Raw genomic sequence first — 16,706 nt, 5'->3', positions numbered from 1 at the left:
CAGGCGAGCAGGCGGCCGGTCCATCCGGAAGGAAAAAGCACCACGTCGAAGCGCTCCGCGCGTTCATTGCCGGGCGCCACGGCTGTGCGCCGGCGCGGATGGTTCGATCCGCATGACGAGCACGTGACACCTCACACGCCGCGTGCCCGTCGTGCGAACCAGTGTGGGTGACGTGCCGGCGAGCGTCAAGCCGCGCGGCGGCGAAGCTGCGCGCGATGCGGCGAGCCGGCCACACGTGCCGCACCGGCGTCGCCACGCCGCCATTACCGCCCTGGTGCATCCTGCTCGGGGCTAGCGTGTCCTTTGTATCACGTTGTGATATATAATTCAGGCAGATCATCCGTGCGTGCGACGTCGGCGGAACACCACTCCGCCGAACGCGACACGCCGACATGGGGAAGGAGACATCATGCTGATCAATAGCGACTTCGAAATGGGCTACCTCGTGATCGCGTTCGCGCTGCTGGGCGTGATCCTGTTCGGCGCGCTGCTGACGGCGCTGCATCTCGAACGGTGGCATCCGAAGCTGGTCGGCGCCGCGCTCGGCGCGTTGCTGGGCATCGTGCTGATCGAAGCGATGCCGATGCTGACATGAACACGGGCCGGCGCCCATTCGTCCGATCACGCGCCGTGCGGGGTCGGAACGACCGGCGCCCGACACGGAGGCCGTCATGGCTTCGCCGCTCTGCCTGACCTATCGCCAGTGCGGGATTCGCGCGGTCGCGCTCGTCGACCCGGTGGCCGGCGAAGGGCTCGAACTCGGCGCGCTGTACGAGCCGCTCGCCGTCGTGGTGTGGCGCGACGCCAGCGGATGCCACGAAGCGCACCTGCTCGACCCGAAACATCACGTGTTCCGCAACGACGCGGACGCGCTCAGGATCTCGATCGCGCTGGCCAAGCGTTTCATCGACACGATGCTCGCCGGCACGTTCATGCCCGCCGGCTGACGGCCGGCCGCGGCGCCCTTCGTCCTTCGTCATGCTGGAGGCGACATGGAACACGGTATCGTCCAGACGCTCTTGCTGCTCGCGCTCCTCGTATTCGCGGTGCTGTTCTTCACGGCCGGGCGCGGCCGCGACCGCACGCGCGACAGGCTGCTGCACCGGCCCGCGCGACGCTCGTCACGCTCGCATCCGCATCATCATCCGTAATCGCGTCATCACGCGACCGCACCGCGCATAAAAATCGGCCGGCGGCCGCGCGTCGAACGACGCGCATGCCGCCGGCCTTCCAGTGGAGGTCCGGTACCGCGAGCGCGACGCGCGATGCGCGCCTACACGCCCCACATCACGTGCCGCCCCTGTTCGTGAGCCGCACGCATCATGTCCAGCAGCGGCCACGCGCGCTGCGCGAGCCCGCCCGCATGCGGCGACACCTCGTCGCGCAGCGCCTGCGTCGAATGCTCGTGTGCGCGTTCGCGCGCCGCATCGTCCCTGATGGCCTGTTCGAGCCGCGCGATCGCACCCGGCAGCTCGTCGGTGGAAATCACGCCGCGGACGTCGAGCCCCTTGCCGACCAGCCCCAGCAGATACTGCGCCAGGTCGCGCAACATCACGATATCGGGTGCGGCGGAGGATCGAAACGTGATCAGCATCGTCATTTCCCCTTGTCGTCGCCGCGAACCGTACGGCGCATCGTGCCGCCGGTCGCGGCGAGGCCCGGTGGCCATCCCGCTGCGCGTAAGCGCCGCCCGTTCTTCTGAACCGGACGTTCGCCCGGCACGATGCGCGCGTCGCGCGGCCGGGTTCGTTTGTGGCGTAAAGGCCGGATACCACCAAGGCCTGCCTTGATTTTATATCACATTGTGATGTATTCAAGCGCACCGACCCTGAATGGCCGCAATCCCGTGGCGAAGGCGCCGACGGGTGCGGCACGCACCGTGTGATGCGCGCCGCTTCTCCCCGTTACTTGCAGTCGCCCACGCGCTTGCCGCGCCACGTCCACGCGAGCGTGTACGCGCCAGCCTGTGCGTGCTGCCCGTGCAGTTGCCCCTTCAGGTCGTAGCTCGTCGGCGTGACTGCGCCCGTCACCGTGCCGTTGCCGCGCCCCTGTTCGTTCGCGCAGGACAGCGCGACCTTCAGCGTCGTGCCCGCGTAGTCCCAGTTCGTAATCGTGCAGTGGACGTTGTCACGCTGCAGGCGGGCGGCCATCGTCTTGCGCAGGTTTTTCGCATCCGCATCGGTCAGGCACTGGTCCGGCATCGGATCGGTGCCTTGCGGCAGCGGCTTGCCGTTCAGCGTGTACGCGGTGTCGTCGTGCCAGATGCCTGGCGATACGGTCTGCGCAAAGGACGCAGCGGTGAAGCCCGCGAGCACGGTGGCGGACAATGCGCGCGCGCCGTGGCGCAGGAAACGGGTGGCAGTCGTGGCGGCGATCGTCATGAAGTCTCTCGGAAAGGATTTGTTGTTGATTCGAAGCGCGCGAATCTTACCAAATCTTTCCGACGAAACCGGCGAATTGTTTTCTATTGCTTACGATCTGACGCGATACGTCAGGTTGAATCGTTTTCATCCGCCAGGTGAGCCGCTTTGCCCGCCCGCTACCCGACATTCATCGGCAACAACACCATCTGCTTGCCCTCGACATGCAGGCGCGCCTGCAGCTCGACGGGCGTCTGGTTGTGCAGCCAGGCCGTGAGGAAATTCACGCGCCGGAAGATCAGCTTGCTCGCGAAACACACCGAGTTCGGGTATTCGTCGAGCGTCGACGATGCGAGGTTCATGAATTCGACGACGGGATTCGTGCCGAACGCGATCCGGTAGTCGGCCGCGATGCCGTGGCGGCGGCAGTGCGCGACATAGTAGTCAAGCGAATCGGTGATCGTATGGCGCAGCCGTTCGAGATGTTCGTGACCGTCGTACGCCTTCGCGTCGACTTCGCCGACCGCGAGAAAGATCACGTTGCGGAAGTGCCCGGGAAACAGCCGGTTGACCCACAGCAGCGCGTGCATGCTCGCGCCGCGATGCTTGCCGACCAGCAGCACGGCCGTCGGCTGCAACGGGTCGGGCTTGCCCGGCGCGTCGGCCTCGTCGATCTCGGGCGGCTTGCCCGAGAACAGTTCATCCTCCTTGGCGAGCTGCAGGCGCGTATAGGCGTAGTGGCGGTTGATCATGAAGCACAGCGCGATCACCGCGCTCGTCACGAGCACCGTGAGCCAGCCGCCCGCCGTGAACTTCTCGATCAGCGTGATAACGAGCACGGTCGCCGTCACGCTCAGCCCGAGTGCCGACAGGAAGAAGTGCTTGAACCAGCCCTGTTCGCGACGATGGCGCCACCAGTACGTGCACAGCCCGAGCAGCGACAGGCTGAACGTGAGGAACACGTTGATGCTGTACAGCACGACGAGCACGTCGACGCTGCCGTGCGTCCACAAGAGGATCAGCAGGCTCGACAGCCCGACGACGATGATGCCGTTCTGCCGCACGAGGCGCCCCGACAGGTCGCGAAAATGGCGCGGCACCCACGAATCCGACGCCATGTTCGACAGCACGGCCGGGCCGTCGAGGAAGCCCGTCTGCGCGCCGACCATCAGCAGCCCGGCCTCGAACGCGAGCACGGCCGCGAGCAATGCGTGGCGCGCGAACGCCGAACCGAGCCCGAGATGGTCGATCACGCTGCCGAACACGACCGCGTTGAGCGTCTCGCCTTCGACGGGCCGTGCGTGCCACAGCATGTACAGCAGGATGATGCCGCCGGCCGTGAACGCGAGCGACGTCGACATGTACCACATCGTCACCTTGCCGTTCGGCACGCGCGGATCGGCGAGCATGTTCACGTTGTTCGACACGGCCTCGAGGCCCGTATAAGTGCCGCCGCCGAGCGAGAACGCGCGCATCAGCAGCGCGAGCATCACGAATACGCCGAGCGACTGCGACATCCCGTGCGCCTCGTGCACGGCATCGGGCACGATCATCGCGAGGTTGCTGCCGTGCACGGCGACGCCGTATACGATCAGCGCGAAGTGCAGGATCACGAAACCGATGAAGATCGGCAGCAGCACCATGATCGATTCGCGCATCCCGCGGAAATTGAGCCCCGTCATCAGCAGGATCAGCACGATCTCGGTCGTGAGCTTGAACGCCTGCGCGCTCACCGGCAGCAGGCTGAAGAACGCGTCGACGCCGCTCGCGAGCGACGTCGCGACGGTCAGCACGTAGTCGACCAGCAGCGCCGCACCCGACACGAGCCCCGGCTTCGAGCCGAGCAGCGACGTCGCGACGCGATAGCCGCCGCCGCCCGTCGGGAACAGCTCGATCACCTGGTTGTAGCCGAGCGCGATGATGAACACGGTCGCCGCGGTCGCGAGCGCGAGGAACAGCGCGAGCGGCGTGTGGTGCGCCAGCGCGAGGAACGCTTCTTCCGGGCCGTAGCACGACGACGACAGGCCGTCGGCGCCGAGCCCGACCCAGGCCAGCAGCGGCGTCACGGCGATCGCATGCCGCGTGCGCGGATCGAGCGGGTCGAGCGGCTTTCCGACGAGCAACTGCCACACCTTCTGGAACGTGGTCATGGTCCCCTCCCGGCACGCCCGGCGCCACGCGCTGCGTGATCCTTTAAAGCTAATCGACGCACGGGCGCGGCGCCAGTCCGCATCTTCCATAGGGGCCGCACGGCGGCCCGGCACCGCTTTCAGCATGTAAGCGGACAACGCCGGCGGCCATGCGCCGAATCGGCCGTTTACACGCATTCGCGCAACACGGCGAACCGGCCCGGCTACCTTTCCGGCCGCCTTCACGCGCGTGCCGGCCCCGCCCGGCGCATCGGCCGCCGCCGCGCCCGGCCGCATCGTTCCCGCGAACGCGTCGCCGTTGCGGTCCGGCGTGTTCAGCGGCGAATCGGCCAGCACCGCCGGCACCGACAGGCGGCCGCTGTTCACGAGCTTGCGCGCGAACTCGCAATCGCGCGCAAGCTTCAGCGTCGCGTCGCGGAACACGCGCGACACCGGACTCTTCGGCGTGATGAAGTCGGTCGAGCGCGTCGAGTTGCGGATGTTCTCGTCGGCGGCGAACTCGCGCTCGCTCGCATAGGTATCGAGCAGGCTGTCGGCGGAACCGCCATCGAGCACGAGCTTCAGCTTCCATGCAAGGTTGTCGGCGTCCTGCACGCCACTGTTCGCGCCGCGCGCGCCGAACGGCGACACGCCGTGCGCGGAGTCGCCCGCGAACAGCACGCGGCCGTGACGGAACGACTCCATCCGCTGGCAACGGAACGTATAGACACTCACCCATTCGAGTTCGAACTCGACGTCCGGCCCGAGCAGCGCGCGCACGCGCGGGATCACGCGCTCCGGCTGCTTCTCGGCGACGGGGTCGGCATCCCAGCCGAGCTGGAAGTCGATGCGCCACACGTTGTCGGGCTGGCGATGCAGCAGCACGGACTGATTCGGGTGAAACGGCGGATCGAACCAGAACCAGCGTTCGGTCGGAAACTCCGCCTTCATCTTCACGTCGGCGATCAGGAAGCGGTCCTTGAACGTACGGCCGTGGCTTTCGAGGCCCATCATCGTGCGCATCGGGCTGCGCGAGCCGTCGGCCGCGATCACGTACTGCGCGCGCAGCGTCGCGACGCCTTCCGGCGTCTCGATCGTCAGCACCGCGTGTTCGGCCGACTGGTCGATACCCGTCACCTTGTGCTTCCAGCGGATGTCGATGTTCGGCAACTCGAACGCGCGGTCGGCCAGATAGCCTTCGACGTAGTACTGCTGCAGGTTGATGAACGCGGGGCGCGCGTGCCCTTCCTCGGGCAGCAGGTCGAACGCGTACAGCTGCTCGTCCTGCAGGAACACCTTGCCGACGTGCCAGCTCACGCCCTTGTCGACGAAACGCTCGCCGCAGCCGAGCCGGTCGAAGATCTCGAGCGTGCGCTTCGCGAAGCAGATCGCGCGCGAGCCGGTCGACAGCGTGTCGTCGTCGTCGAGCAGCACGACGGGCACGCCCTGCTGCGCGAGGTCGATCGCGGCCGCAAGGCCCACCGGGCCCGCGCCGACGACGATCACCGGGTGCACGGTCGTGTCCTGCGTACGCGGACGGTATTCGAACTTCAGCGTCTGGTAATCGATGTTCATGGTCGCCATCCGCTCCTCAACCCTGCCGGGCGCTCGTCGGCACGCCCGTCATCCCGCCCGTCGCCTGCCGGCGTGCCGCGCCGCTCTCCCGCGTGCAATTCCTGTCAACCGCCACGTCTCGCTCCTTGCTTCCTGTTGATTCGTAACGGCGCCGTCTCGCGGCGCCCGCATGCCGCATTTCTTGATCGGCGACAAATCCTGGATTTACGAATAGTAAAACCAATTACGAATAGTGAAATCAACGTAAACCCTAGGCGAAGCGTCGACGACGGGATAACCATATGAACGAAACGCCAAGCCGAGCTTGGCCGGCGCTGCTAATATCAAGCTACGAGGCGGCCCGTTCGGCCGCCGTTTTTCCTTCTTACGCCGATGATTCCGCCCACCATTCCCGAGCTGGTCGCCCGTGCCGGGCAACTGCCGTATCTACGGGATCACCTCGCGCTCGCCGATGGCGGCACCGCAAGCGCGACCCTGCCCGAGCGCACGCTCGGCAGCGCCTACGAACCGATCTACGACGTGACGATGCCCGGCGCGCCGCAATCGACGTCGTTCGCCGACGCGATCGAGCGCTACGGCGACGAGCTCGGCTTCCAGGCCGTCACGTTGGTGACGGGCGCGCCGCACGATCCGGTCGACTCGGCCGTCGACGACCAGACGCTCGTCGCGATCGACCGCCTGTCGCGCGCGCTGCATGCGATCAATTTCTTTGGCGCACAGCGCCACGGGCTGCTGTTCCTGCGCGTGCACGAACGGCTGCTGAAGAGCGTGAAGTACGACCACGGCAAGCATTTCTCGTCGGTGCTGCAGCGCTTCGGGCTGCCGACCGAGCGGATCGTGATCGAGCTGCCGGCAGTAGCGGTCGCGCACAAGACCTTCCTCGGCTACCTGACGCGCAGCTACCAGCATCACGGCTTCAAGGTCGCGGACAAGCTGCCCGACCCGGGCCGCATCCTCGCGGTCGAATCGGAGATGGCGCGCCCGGACTACATCAAGATGGATGCGGGCATCGCGTTGCGCGACGGGATGGTCAAGGCGCTCGTCGCCTATGCGCAGCGCGTGCGGATTCCGCTGATCTTCGACGGCGTCGTCGACGAAACGCAGTGCGAGCTGCTGCGCCAGTACGACGTGCGGTTCATGCAGGGGCCCGTGTTTGCGAAGGTCGTGACGGCCTGAGCCTGAGTGGATGAGGTCGTCCGCACACGCGTGGCGCCGTGTGCCGAATGTGGAATACCAGTGATGTGACGGGGGATCGGGCCGCCTGGCTTGGCCCGTCGCCCGATGTCCCGCGGGGTGTTGCCGGCCCCATGGAAAGACCGGCTTCGCGGGAGCGTATGCGCCTCGTTGCCGGCACAGTCGGTGTCGGCGATTACCTACCGCTTACGCCCTTCCGCCATCGTCGTACTTGGGCAGGTCGTCGCCGATCTCGATGCCCGGGAAGCGATCCCCATACCAGACATGCCAGGCCGGACGCAGCCGTGACGGCTCGTCGAGCGTCGCGGAATTGATCTCGACCGTCTTGGGTGCATCGATTTGCCGGTATTCGAGCTGGGCGCCGCAACGGCCACAGAAGCGCCGCTCGCCCCACGCGCTCGACGCATAGACCGTCGGCTCTCCTTGCAGGTATTCGAACGCGTCGATCGGCACCGATGCCGACGCGACGACCGCCGCGCCGGTCGTGCGCTGGCAGAGCCGGCAGTGGCAAAAACCGGCGTCGGTCGGAACATGGGCGATCCGGTATCGAATCGCGCCACATGCGCATCCGCCTTCCATCGGTTCTGCGTGAGACATGGCAACCCTCTTCGTCGGTGAGCTGGCGAACGATCATGCGCGCGGTTCGCCCGCGGCACAACCGGCGGCGGCGGTGTCGCTCTCGTGCGTTATCGCCGGTGCCGGCGACGGCACCGCTACCGATCGCGTTCCTTGCTCAAGCCGTCTGCCCGAGCCGCTGTGCAAGCGCCCTCAGCTTCGGCCCGACCTGCGTACGGAACACGTCCTCGTCCATCGACGATGCGGGGCCACTGCAGCTCAGGATCAGCCAGCGCCCTTCGCGTGGCTCGCGAAACGGTACAGCCGCCGCGTTGACGTCCATGTGCCACGCGCGGAACGAATAACAGCACCCGCCCGACGAGAACTCGGCCACCGCCTGCTGCGCGGCGGCGACGAGCGCATCGGCGTCGGCCGCGCCGCCGGCCGCGCGATGCAGTTCCGCATAGAGCGCGCGGCGCACGTCCTCCGGTTGCACGGCCAGGTACGCGCGCCCCATCGAGCTCGTCAGCATCGACAGCCGCGAGCCGGGCGCAAGCCCGAGCGTCAGCGCGGTCTCGCTGCGGATCGTCTCCAAATAGATCATGTCGAGCCCGTCGCGGCAGCCGAGCGACACGGCCGCGCCGATGTCGCGTGCGAGCGCCTGCATGTGCGGCCGCGCGAGGTCGATCGTCCCCGAGCCCGACAGCAGCGCGTAGCCGAGGGACAGCACGCCGGCGTCGAGCGCATACTTTCCGAGCGTCTCGTCGTAGCGGAGGTAGCCGAGCACGGTCAGCGTGTAGGCGAGCCGGTTCACGGTTGCCTTCGGCAGCCCCGTGCGCTCCGCGAAGTCGCGGTTGCCGAGCATCGTCTCGCCGGGCCGGAATGCGCGCAGCAGGTCGAGCCCGCGCGCGAGCGCGACGACGAACTTGCGTTCGTCGATCGTGGTTTCGTCGATGGTTGAAAGTGTCATCTGGTGCTACACTGGGTTCGATTTGCAAAACATTGTTCCGCACAGCGGAACTTCCGTCAAGCAAACTCTCAGGCAACAAACCCGGCTGAATCAGGGACCGACCGCAAAGCATGGGGCCCGGGAAAGTGCTGAAGTGCCGACTCGGGTCGACCGCAAAGCATGGGACCCGAGTAAGCGCTGAAGTGCTAACTCGGGTCGACCGCAAAGCATGGGACCCGAGTAAGCGCTGAAGCGCTAACTCGGGTCGACCGCAAAGCATGGGACCCGAGTAAGCGCTGAAGCGCTAACTCGGGTCGACAGGAGATGAGACGATGAGTGCTGCAACTTTTCATTGGGACGATCCGCTGCTGCTCAACCAGCAACTGACCGAAGAAGAGCGGATGGTGCGCGATGCCGCGCAGGCGTACGCGCAGGACAAGCTCGCGCCGCGCGTGACCGAAGCGTTCCGCCACGAGCGCACCGACGCCGAAATCTTCCGCGAGATGGGCGAAGTCGGCCTGCTCGGCCCGACGATTCCCGAGGAATACGGCGGCCCCGGCCTCAATTACGTGAGCTACGGCCTGATCGCCCGCGAAGTCGAGCGCGTCGACTCGGGCTACCGGTCGATGATGTCCGTGCAGTCGTCGCTCGTGATGGTCCCGATCTACGAATTCGGCTCCGACGCGCAGAAGCAGAAATACCTGCCGAAGCTCGCCACCGGCGAATGGATCGGCTGCTTCGGGCTGACCGAGCCGAACCATGGCTCCGATCCGGGCAGCATGGTCACCCGCGCAAAGAAAGTGCCCGGCGGCTACTCGCTGTCCGGCGCGAAGATGTGGATCACGAACTCGCCGATCGCCGACGTGTTCGTCGTGTGGGCGAAGCTCGAAGAGAACGGCAAGGACGCGATCCGCGGCTTCATCCTCGAGAAAGGCTGGAAGGGCCTGTCGGCACCGGCGATCCACGGCAAGGTCGGGCTGCGCGCATCGATCACCGGCGAGATCGTCCTCGACGAAGTGTTCGTACCGGAAGAGAACCTGATGCCGAACGTGAGCGGCCTGCGCGGCCCGTTCACGTGCCTGAACTCGGCGCGCTACGGGATCGCGTGGGGCGCACTCGGCGCCGCCGAGTCCTGCTGGCACACCGCGCGCCAGTACGTGCTCGACCGCCAGCAGTTCGGCCGGCCGCTCGCCGCAAACCAGCTGATTCAGAAGAAGCTCGCCGACATGCAGACCGAAATCACGCTCGGCCTGCAAGGCGTGCTGCGTCTCGGCCGGATGAAGGACGAAGGCACGGCGGCTGTCGAGATCACGTCGATCATGAAGCGCAACTCGTGCGGCAAGGCGCTCGACATCGCCCGGCTCGCGCGCGACATGCTCGGCGGCAACGGTATCTCCGACGAATTCGGCGTTGCGCGCCACCTCGTGAACCTCGAAGTGGTCAACACATACGAAGGCACGCACGACATCCACGCGCTGATCCTCGGCCGCGCGCAGACGGGCATCCAGGCCTTCTTCTGATCGTCCGGATGCGGCGAGCGCAGCAGCCACGCGGCGCCGCGCTCGCGCAAAAGACACGGCCCGCCCGGCATGACTGCCGGGCGGGCCGTTTTTCATCTGATCCGCGCGCCGGGCCGCCGGCCCGGTATCGCGTTCATGTGCAGCCGATGCTTACTTGTTCGGCTGCGGCGTGAGGCGCAGATACGGACGCACCGCATTGAAACCCTTCGGGAAGCGCTTCTTCAGCTCCTCCGGATCCTGCAGCGACGGCACGATCACGACGTCGTCACCATCCTTCCAGTTGCCGGGCGTCGCGACCTTGTAGTTGTCGGTCAACTGCAGCGAGTCGATCACGCGCAGCACTTCGTCGAAGTTGCGCCCCGTGCTGGCCGGGTACGTGATGGTGAGCCGCACCTTCTTGTTCGGGTCGATCACGAACAGCGAACGCACCGTCAGCGTTTCGTTCGCGTTCGGGTGGATCATGTCGTACAGCTGCGAAACCTTGCGGTCCGCATCGGCGATGATCGGGAAGCCGACGACCGTCGACTGCGTTTCGTTGATGTCGTTGATCCAGCCCTTGTGCGACTCGACACCGTCGACCGACAGCGCGATCACTTTTACGTTGCGCTTCTCGAATTCGCCCTTCAGCTTCGAGGTCAGCCCGAGTTCGGTCGTGCACACCGGCGTGTAGTCGGCCGGATGGGAGAACAGGACACCCCAGCCGTCGCCCAGCCACTCGTGAAACTTGATCGGGCCCAGGCTCGATTCCTGCTCGAAATCCGGTGCGATGTCGCCAAGACGCAGACTCATGATGTTCCCTCCTCGAACGATGCTGGTTGAAACCGCGCCCGGGTCGGCGCGGGAAAGTCTGTCAGCTTACGGGAAGCAATGGGGCATGCGAACGATTATTCCGTTTGATATTCATACTTTTTTGTCATTTTTGCCCGGTGTCGGCGCCGGACAGGCGGCCACGCGGGAAACTTTTCACCCCGTTTGGCGCTCTGTTGATGATTACAAGTCGTTTACCATGCGGTCTTGCACTGCCGTCGTGTGTCTTCCCGGCTCGCCAGCAGGCAGGCGTTTCGCTACGATGTGAACCTGCAGCATGACAGCACGAAGGGAGTTGCAATGTCGGAAATCAACAAGGAGAAACTGATGTCGGATATCAAAACCGTTCTCTCGGACGCCGAAGACCTGCTCAAGCAAGCTGCGAGCAGCACGGGCGACCGTGCGGCCGAGCTGCGCGAGAAAGCCATGTCGCGCCTGAAGCAGGCCAAGGAAAAGGCAGCCGACGTCCAGGTCGTGGTGGTCGAGAAAGGCAAGAAGGCTGCACGCGCGACCGACGATTACGTACACGAGCATCCGTGGACGTCGATCGGCGTCGCCGCCGGCGTCGGCGTGCTGATCGGCCTGCTGATCAACCGCAAGTAACGCGCTCTGCGCCGTTTCGTCCCGTTGGCCGCGTTGTGCGGCCTGCGGGCGTCGAAGCCAGCCGGCGGTTTCCGCCGGCCGGCTTTGTCCTAGCTGCACACTGCACGCGCACGCACCTCACCCATGACGACAGACACCACCTCGCAGCCGTCCGGCCAAGGACCGCTGCGCCGCCTCGTCGGCTCCGCGATCGGACTGCTGCAAACTCGCCTCGAACTGGTGGGCATCGAGCTTGCCGAAGAGAAGGAGCGCCTGATGGGCGTGCTGTTCCTCGGGCTCGCCGCGATGATGCTCGCGACGATGGCACTCATCAGCCTGACCGTACTCGTCGCGATCGCGTTCTGGGATACCTATCGCTGGCAGTCGCTCGCGGCGATCACCGCGCTGTATGCCGCGGGCGGGATCGCCTGCGCACTGAAGGCCCGTTCGGGCCTGCGCGATGCGCCGACCGTATTCGAGGCGACACTCGCCGAACTCGAGAAAGACCGCGAACTGTTCCGCGGCAAGCCGTGAACGCAGTCGCGCTCCCCCCTCTCACCTACTTCGCCGACGCGCCATGAGCCAGAACGTCACGGGCAATTCACCCCGCTCCCATTCGTCGCGATCGAACTGGAGCGCGTCGCAGCATCGCGCGCTCCGCAAGGAACTGCTGATCCTGCGATCCGAAGTCGAGCGGCTCGAACTCGCGGAGGCCGCCGGCGAAATGCGCCAGGCCGTCACGCGCTTCAGCTGGCTCAAGGTGTTCGTCCCCGGCCTGTCCAGCAACAAGTTCAGCCAGTCTGCCAAGAACCTGAACGCGAGCCTCGGCCAGCTCGTCAACCAGTATCCGATGCTGAGCTCGCTCGCATCGCTCGTGCTCGCCAAACCCGTTCGCTCGCTGCTGCGCGCAAGCGCGGGGCCCGCGCTGAAGTGGGGCACCCTCGGTTTTGCTGCATGGGAGGTCTACCGGATCTGGAAGCAGTCCCGCGACGAGCGGGGGCTCGACACGCACGACGACTGACCGCCAGCATCCTGCGCGCACGGCCAAGCGCCGTGGCGCGCCTTTCCGCCGAACTCAACGCGCCCCCCAGCACGCCGCGACTTGTCCGTCGGCTCCATCACTCCGCACATTGCCTTTCGTCCCGTCCGAACGCAGCGTGAATGCACCGCACGCATCGTCGTGCATCGGGCCCGTGTCGAGCGGGATTGCCTCCAGTGCATAACTTATCGGCGAATCGTCGCCGTCCGGCCGCCTGAGCGCCAATCGATAGACCGCGCGCCCGTCCGGCGGCGCTTGCGTGAGCGCCATCGGCAATGCCGAAGGCGGCGCACCGTCCAGTGTTTCGAGATATTGGGCCGCCCGGTACAACGCAGCGACCGCCGACGCGCGATGAACGCGCACGACATGCTCGCGATACGACGGGATGCCCCATCCGGCCAGCACCGCGACAATCGCGAGCACGATCATCAGTTCGATCAGCGTGAATCCCGCCGAGCGGTACACGAACGTGCGACCGATCATCGAAGCACCGTCGCGATGCGACGCCAGTGCAGGGCGACGATATGTCCGTCGCGGATCACGACCTGATGCTGCAGCCAGACGGCACTCGATGCATGTGCACCCACGCCACGCGCGGTGACGACATAAGCGCGGCCGCCGGCCGGCCCTACTCCGCGCCACGCTTCGATCAGGCATCGCGGCGGTTGCGCAGCCATCGGCCATCCGGCAAACGGCGCGAACGCTTCGGCGGCCGCCAGCGCCGGCGTGCGCCGCCACGCGTCGGGCTCCGCATGCGACTCGCCTTCGCTCATGTACGGCGCCGAACCCCGGCGCAATCGCGCGGTGCACGCGGCAAGTGCGGCATCGGCCGCGTGGAACGCGACCAGCCGATCGGACAACGCGCGCGTGCGGCGCGATTCCGTCAGTGCGGCTTCGAACCACGTGCCGGTCAGCGCCGCGACCGCTGCGCCAACTGCGATCACCGCGGGCAATGCAAGGCCCGCTTCGCGACGCCGATCACGGCTGGCTGACCGTGAGCGAATGTGCGGCGCTCGCTGGCCCGTTGTCGAGGTTGCCGCACCTGCAGCGAGCCACGGCACGTGGCCGTTTGTCGCGATACGCTCATGCGTATTGCGTACCGCGACGCGTCGCGACCTCCCCCGCGCGTACTGCTCCGCTCCGTTCATCGCCGCACCCCGCGTTCATCCGAGGCATCACGCGACGTATCGTCGGATGCGTGCGCAGCATTCCTCAAAGCGACGATGCGATCGAGCGTCAGACGCGCGCGGCCGTCTTGCCCAACGACTGGGCGGCCGTCGCAGTCGACGTGCCGCACGGGCTCGCCCGCCGGTTCGCCGCGCGCCCGCACGCAGACGTGCACGGCCACGACATCGCGCCAGTCGTCGCCGCGCAATGCATCGGCATCGACAAACTGCGTGCCGCCGCTGCGAAGATAGCGCACCCGCAACTGATCGATTCCCGACACGACCGGCTGCGGCGTACCCGGACGGCCGTTTCCTTCGCAATACAGTTCAGGCTCGCCCGTCGACGGGCTGGTGTGCACATCGAAGCGGTTCTCCACCGGCGCACGTTCACCGGACACGCCGACGCCCTGCCCGAGGCAATCCGACACCTGGCCACTAACGGTGAGCCACGTCGACACGGCATCGCCGACATACCGGATCAGCAAAGCGTCCGACGCAGCGCGCACGGGCTCGCACCGTACCTGCGCGCCCTCTCCTCTCACACGTGCCATCGAACAGCCGAACACGGGTGGCAACGACGACACGCCTTCCGCATCGAGCGGCCGGAATCCGGCCATCTGGATCTGCTGGCCGATCAGCATCAGTGCGGTGCCGGCAGCATCGCGCATCCGGAACCCGTCGTCCGCGCGCCGCTGTGCGACGCGCTGCGCGTGGTACAGCGCACCGGCCGCCGCGAGCACGAGCAGACCGACGGCCATCGCAATCAACACTTCAAGCAGCGTATGCGCGCGCATGCGGCGATCAGCGTTCATTGGCGTCAGCCTCCCGATACGGAATCCGGACACACGACGGCGGCTGCGTCGCCCTGCCCGCCGCTTCGCATCGCGCCCCGGTAGCCGCCTTGCCGCCGCGCCAGCCGACAATCGTGTAGCGGACGCCATCCGGCCCGTCGTCTTTCGTCATCGCGCCACCGGGCAGCGACGCTACGACTCGCGCCGCGAGGCCATCGTCGGCCTCCGCGGCGACGTGCAAGCGCTCGATACGCGCATCGGCCAGCCACAGCGCGCGTTCACGCCAGATCGTCGCGCGTTGCGCACGCGCCATCGCAAGCTGACTGCCCGCCACGGCCAGCATCACGGTCGCGAGTAGCGCGATGGCCAGCATCGCTTCGATCAGCGACGTACCGCGCATTGCGTTGCGCATGGCACTCACGCCGCGTCGCAGCGGCCAGCGACCACCCGCGCCCGGCCGCCTGCCGCGATCCGCACACAACGCGATGCATGCGCGTCGTCAGCCCCCGGCACATCGCGTCGCGGACGCAATTCGAAACGGCGGATGCCACCGATTGCCTGACCGACCGGCGGTGCGAACACGAGATCGTGCGCGGCACCCGCGACGGCCACTTCGACATCGCGCGGATAGCGCCGCAGCACGCGTGACTGCCCGTCGACCTGCCCGCCGACGATCCAGTCGCACGACCATTCGGCCGGAGCGCACCGCTCGCCGGCGCGCAGACAGGTGCCGGCGCTCCCGGCCCGGCACAGCGTGACGCGCACGCCGAGACGCGTCGCCTCGGTACGTGCAAACGACAGCGCACCGAGCAATGCACGCGACCGTGCATCCACGCGTTCGCGCATGCGCCACTGGTCGAACGCGGGCGCCGCATAGAGCGCGAGCCCGGCCGCCAGCGAGACGGCAACCATCAGCTCGACGAGCGTGAACCCGCCCGAGCGTCGCAACATGTTTTTCAGGGGTTGAGCGTGCAGTCCCATCGCAGCCGTCCTTCGCCAAGGTGATGCGACGACTGTAGCGGCGCGTGTGAACGTGCACCATTTGCCGAATGGCCGACTGGCGGCATGCGATCGCGACCGACACAATCGGCGCGAACTGACCCAACGGAGAAGACGATGAACGGACGCAGCGCGTCAGCGCTTACGCGGAGTCTTGGCGGGAGAGGCGCGACGGAACTCTTCGATCACGTCGGCAAATTCGGAAACGTCCTCGAACCGGCGATACACCGATGCGAAGCGGACATAAGCGATCGTATCGAGGCCGCGCAACTCGTTCATCACGAGTTCGCCGAGCTTCTCGCTACGCACTTCGCGCTCGCCTGTCGCGAGCAGTTGATATTCGATGCGGGCGACCGCCGCGTCGATCGCGTCGGCAGCAACCGGCCGCTTGCGCAGCGCGAGTTGCATGCTGGCGACGATCTTGCGACGGTCGAATTCCGTGCGGCTGCCGTCCTTCTTCACGACGAACGGCAGGGACAGCTCGACCCGCTCGTACGTCGTAAAGCGCTTGTCGCAAGCCGAGCAGCGACGGCGCCGCCGGATCGCGGCGCCATCTTCGGACACGCGGGAATCCACGACCTGCGTGTCGTCATGCCGGCAGAACGGGCAGCGCATCGTCGATCAGCGATAGACCGGGAAACGCTTGGTCAGCTCGGCAACCTGCGCGCGCACGCGCTCGATCGTCGCCGCATCTTCCGGGTTGTCCAGCACGTCCGCGATCAGGTTGCCCACCTGTTCCGCTTCCGCCGGACCGAAGCCGCGCGTCGTCATCGCCGGCGAGCCCAGGCGCACGCCGCTCGTCACGAACGGCTTTTCCGGATCGTTCGGGATCGCGTTCTTGTTCACCGTGATGTGCGCCGCGCCCAGTGCCGCTTCCGCGGCCTTGCCCGTGATGTGCTTCGCGCGCAGGTCGACCAGCATCACGTGGCTTTCCGTACGGCCCGACACGATCCGCAGGCCGCGCTTCACCAGCGTTTCAGCCAGCACGCGTGCGTTCTCGACCACCTTCTCCTGGTACGCCTTGAATTCCGGCGACAGCG

20 protein-coding genes and 1 pseudogene are annotated in these 16,706 nt (G+C 66.5%); 8 read left to right on the top strand and 13 right to left on the bottom strand.

The annotated features are described in order from the left end of the window. Positions 1–409: 409 nt before the first annotated feature. From G3N99_RS19105 to G3N99_RS19095, 3 genes are all read left to right on the top strand, one after another. Positions 410–595, top strand: a complete 186-nt coding sequence (locus G3N99_RS19105; protein WP_011356159.1) for a hypothetical protein — start codon at positions 410–412, stop codon at positions 593–595. A gap of 76 nt (positions 596–671) precedes the next feature. Next, on the top strand, positions 672–947 hold the full coding sequence (locus G3N99_RS19100; protein WP_011356160.1) for a hypothetical protein: 276 nt from the start codon (positions 672–674) through the stop codon (positions 945–947). 45 nt (positions 948–992) lie between these two features. Further along, positions 993–1,151: a hypothetical protein gene (locus G3N99_RS19095; RefSeq protein ID WP_174938278.1), complete on the top strand. Its 159-nt coding sequence runs from the start codon at positions 993–995 to the stop codon at positions 1,149–1,151. A 122-nt stretch (positions 1,152–1,273) separates the two neighbouring features. On the opposite strand, the gene G3N99_RS19090 is transcribed toward G3N99_RS19095, so the two are convergent. The 3 genes from G3N99_RS19090 to G3N99_RS41945 all read right to left on the bottom strand — a co-directional run bounded on the left by G3N99_RS19090 (position 1,274) and on the right by G3N99_RS41945 (position 6,073). Next, positions 1,274–1,594 carry a DUF1840 domain-containing protein gene (locus G3N99_RS19090; protein ID WP_174944856.1) on the bottom strand — a complete coding sequence of 107 codons (321 nt, stop codon included), beginning with the start codon at positions 1,592–1,594 and terminating at the stop codon, positions 1,274–1,276. A 310-nt stretch (positions 1,595–1,904) separates the two neighbouring features. Beyond that, positions 1,905–2,381: a DUF3617 family protein gene (locus G3N99_RS19085; RefSeq protein ID WP_241011742.1), complete on the bottom strand. Its 477-nt coding sequence runs from the start codon at positions 2,379–2,381 to the stop codon at positions 1,905–1,907. A gap of 158 nt (positions 2,382–2,539) precedes the next feature. After that, positions 2,540–6,073 carry an amino acid permease gene (locus G3N99_RS41945; RefSeq protein WP_241011741.1) on the bottom strand — a complete coding sequence of 1,178 codons (3,534 nt, stop codon included), beginning with the start codon at positions 6,071–6,073 and terminating at the stop codon, positions 2,540–2,542. 363 nt (positions 6,074–6,436) lie between these two features. Between G3N99_RS41945 and G3N99_RS19070 the strand changes: the two genes are divergently transcribed. Then, a complete protein-coding gene (locus G3N99_RS19070) occupies positions 6,437–7,240 on the top strand; it encodes an EAL domain-containing protein (protein ID WP_174940668.1) in 804 nt (267 codons plus the stop codon). Between the two features lie 204 nt (positions 7,241–7,444). Here the strand turns inward: G3N99_RS19070 and G3N99_RS19065 are convergent, their stop codons facing one another. Together G3N99_RS19065 and G3N99_RS19060 are read right to left on the bottom strand one after the other, a co-directional pair. Further along, positions 7,445–7,855, bottom strand: a complete 411-nt coding sequence (locus G3N99_RS19065; protein ID WP_174939366.1) for a GFA family protein — start codon at positions 7,853–7,855, stop codon at positions 7,445–7,447. A 136-nt stretch (positions 7,856–7,991) separates the two neighbouring features. Further along, positions 7,992–8,783 carry an IclR family transcriptional regulator gene (locus G3N99_RS19060; RefSeq protein WP_174939364.1) on the bottom strand — a complete coding sequence of 264 codons (792 nt, stop codon included), beginning with the start codon at positions 8,781–8,783 and terminating at the stop codon, positions 7,992–7,994. Between the two features lie 311 nt (positions 8,784–9,094). On the opposite strand from G3N99_RS19060, the gene G3N99_RS19055 reads away from it, so the two are divergent. After that, entirely contained in the window at positions 9,095–10,282 is a 1,188-nt protein-coding gene (locus G3N99_RS19055; RefSeq protein ID WP_085039561.1) for an acyl-CoA dehydrogenase, read from the top strand. Between the two features lie 150 nt (positions 10,283–10,432). Here the strand turns inward: G3N99_RS19055 and G3N99_RS19050 are convergent, their stop codons facing one another. Continuing rightward, the gene (locus tag G3N99_RS19050; RefSeq protein ID WP_011351087.1) at positions 10,433–11,071 is read right to left on the bottom strand and encodes a peroxiredoxin; all 639 of its coding nucleotides are present in this window, start codon (positions 11,069–11,071) and stop codon (positions 10,433–10,435) included. Between the two features lie 318 nt (positions 11,072–11,389). Between G3N99_RS19050 and G3N99_RS19045 the strand changes: the two genes are divergently transcribed. The 3 genes from G3N99_RS19045 to G3N99_RS19035 all read left to right on the top strand — a co-directional run bounded on the left by G3N99_RS19045 (position 11,390) and on the right by G3N99_RS19035 (position 12,692). Next, a complete protein-coding gene (locus G3N99_RS19045) occupies positions 11,390–11,692 on the top strand; it encodes a YqjD family protein (protein ID WP_006494044.1) in 303 nt (100 codons plus the stop codon). 123 nt (positions 11,693–11,815) lie between these two features. Continuing rightward, complete coding sequence (locus G3N99_RS19040; protein WP_021157159.1) at positions 11,816–12,205, top strand: phage holin family protein; 390 nt, start codon at positions 11,816–11,818, stop codon at positions 12,203–12,205. A 43-nt stretch (positions 12,206–12,248) separates the two neighbouring features. After that, a complete protein-coding gene (locus tag G3N99_RS19035) occupies positions 12,249–12,692 on the top strand; it encodes a DUF3318 domain-containing protein (RefSeq protein WP_174984245.1) in 444 nt (147 codons plus the stop codon). Positions 12,693–12,746: 54 nt separating this feature from the next. Here G3N99_RS19035 and G3N99_RS19030 read toward each other — a convergent pair whose 3' ends face one another. The 7 genes and pseudogenes from G3N99_RS19030 to glyA form a co-directional block, all read right to left on the bottom strand. After that, a complete protein-coding gene (locus tag G3N99_RS19030) occupies positions 12,747–13,193 on the bottom strand; it encodes a type IV pilin protein (RefSeq protein ID WP_206123184.1) in 447 nt (148 codons plus the stop codon). Next, the gene (locus tag G3N99_RS19025; RefSeq protein ID WP_206123185.1) at positions 13,190–13,651 is read right to left on the bottom strand and encodes a hypothetical protein; all 462 of its coding nucleotides are present in this window, start codon (positions 13,649–13,651) and stop codon (positions 13,190–13,192) included. Before G3N99_RS19025 ends, G3N99_RS19030 begins: the two co-directional genes overlap by 4 nt. Before the next feature lie 203 nt (positions 13,652–13,854). Then, complete coding sequence (locus G3N99_RS19020; protein ID WP_206123183.1) at positions 13,855–14,688, bottom strand: PilW family protein; 834 nt, start codon at positions 14,686–14,688, stop codon at positions 13,855–13,857. Continuing rightward, on the bottom strand, positions 14,678–15,040 hold the full coding sequence (locus G3N99_RS19015) for a hypothetical protein (RefSeq protein WP_241011739.1): 363 nt from the start codon (positions 15,038–15,040) through the stop codon (positions 14,678–14,680). The genes G3N99_RS19020 and G3N99_RS19015 overlap by 11 nt, the downstream gene beginning before the upstream one ends. Before the next feature lie 44 nt (positions 15,041–15,084). Continuing rightward, positions 15,085–15,648 carry a GspH/FimT family pseudopilin gene (locus G3N99_RS19010; protein ID WP_206123182.1) on the bottom strand — a complete coding sequence of 188 codons (564 nt, stop codon included), beginning with the start codon at positions 15,646–15,648 and terminating at the stop codon, positions 15,085–15,087. Positions 15,649–15,801: 153 nt separating this feature from the next. Then, the gene (nrdR, locus tag G3N99_RS19005) at positions 15,802–16,281 is read right to left on the bottom strand and encodes a transcriptional regulator NrdR (RefSeq protein ID WP_006476792.1); all 480 of its coding nucleotides are present in this window, start codon (positions 16,279–16,281) and stop codon (positions 15,802–15,804) included. A 6-nt stretch (positions 16,282–16,287) separates the two neighbouring features. Then, a pseudogene (gene glyA, locus G3N99_RS19000) lies at positions 16,288–16,706 on the bottom strand (serine hydroxymethyltransferase); the annotation flags it as partial.

It is taken from the genome of Burkholderia sp. Ac-20392 (assembly GCF_017104585.1).
Taxonomy (GTDB): Bacteria; Pseudomonadota; Gammaproteobacteria; order Burkholderiales; family Burkholderiaceae; genus Burkholderia; species Burkholderia lata.
This window is presented reverse-complemented; position numbering and strand designations above follow the sequence as displayed.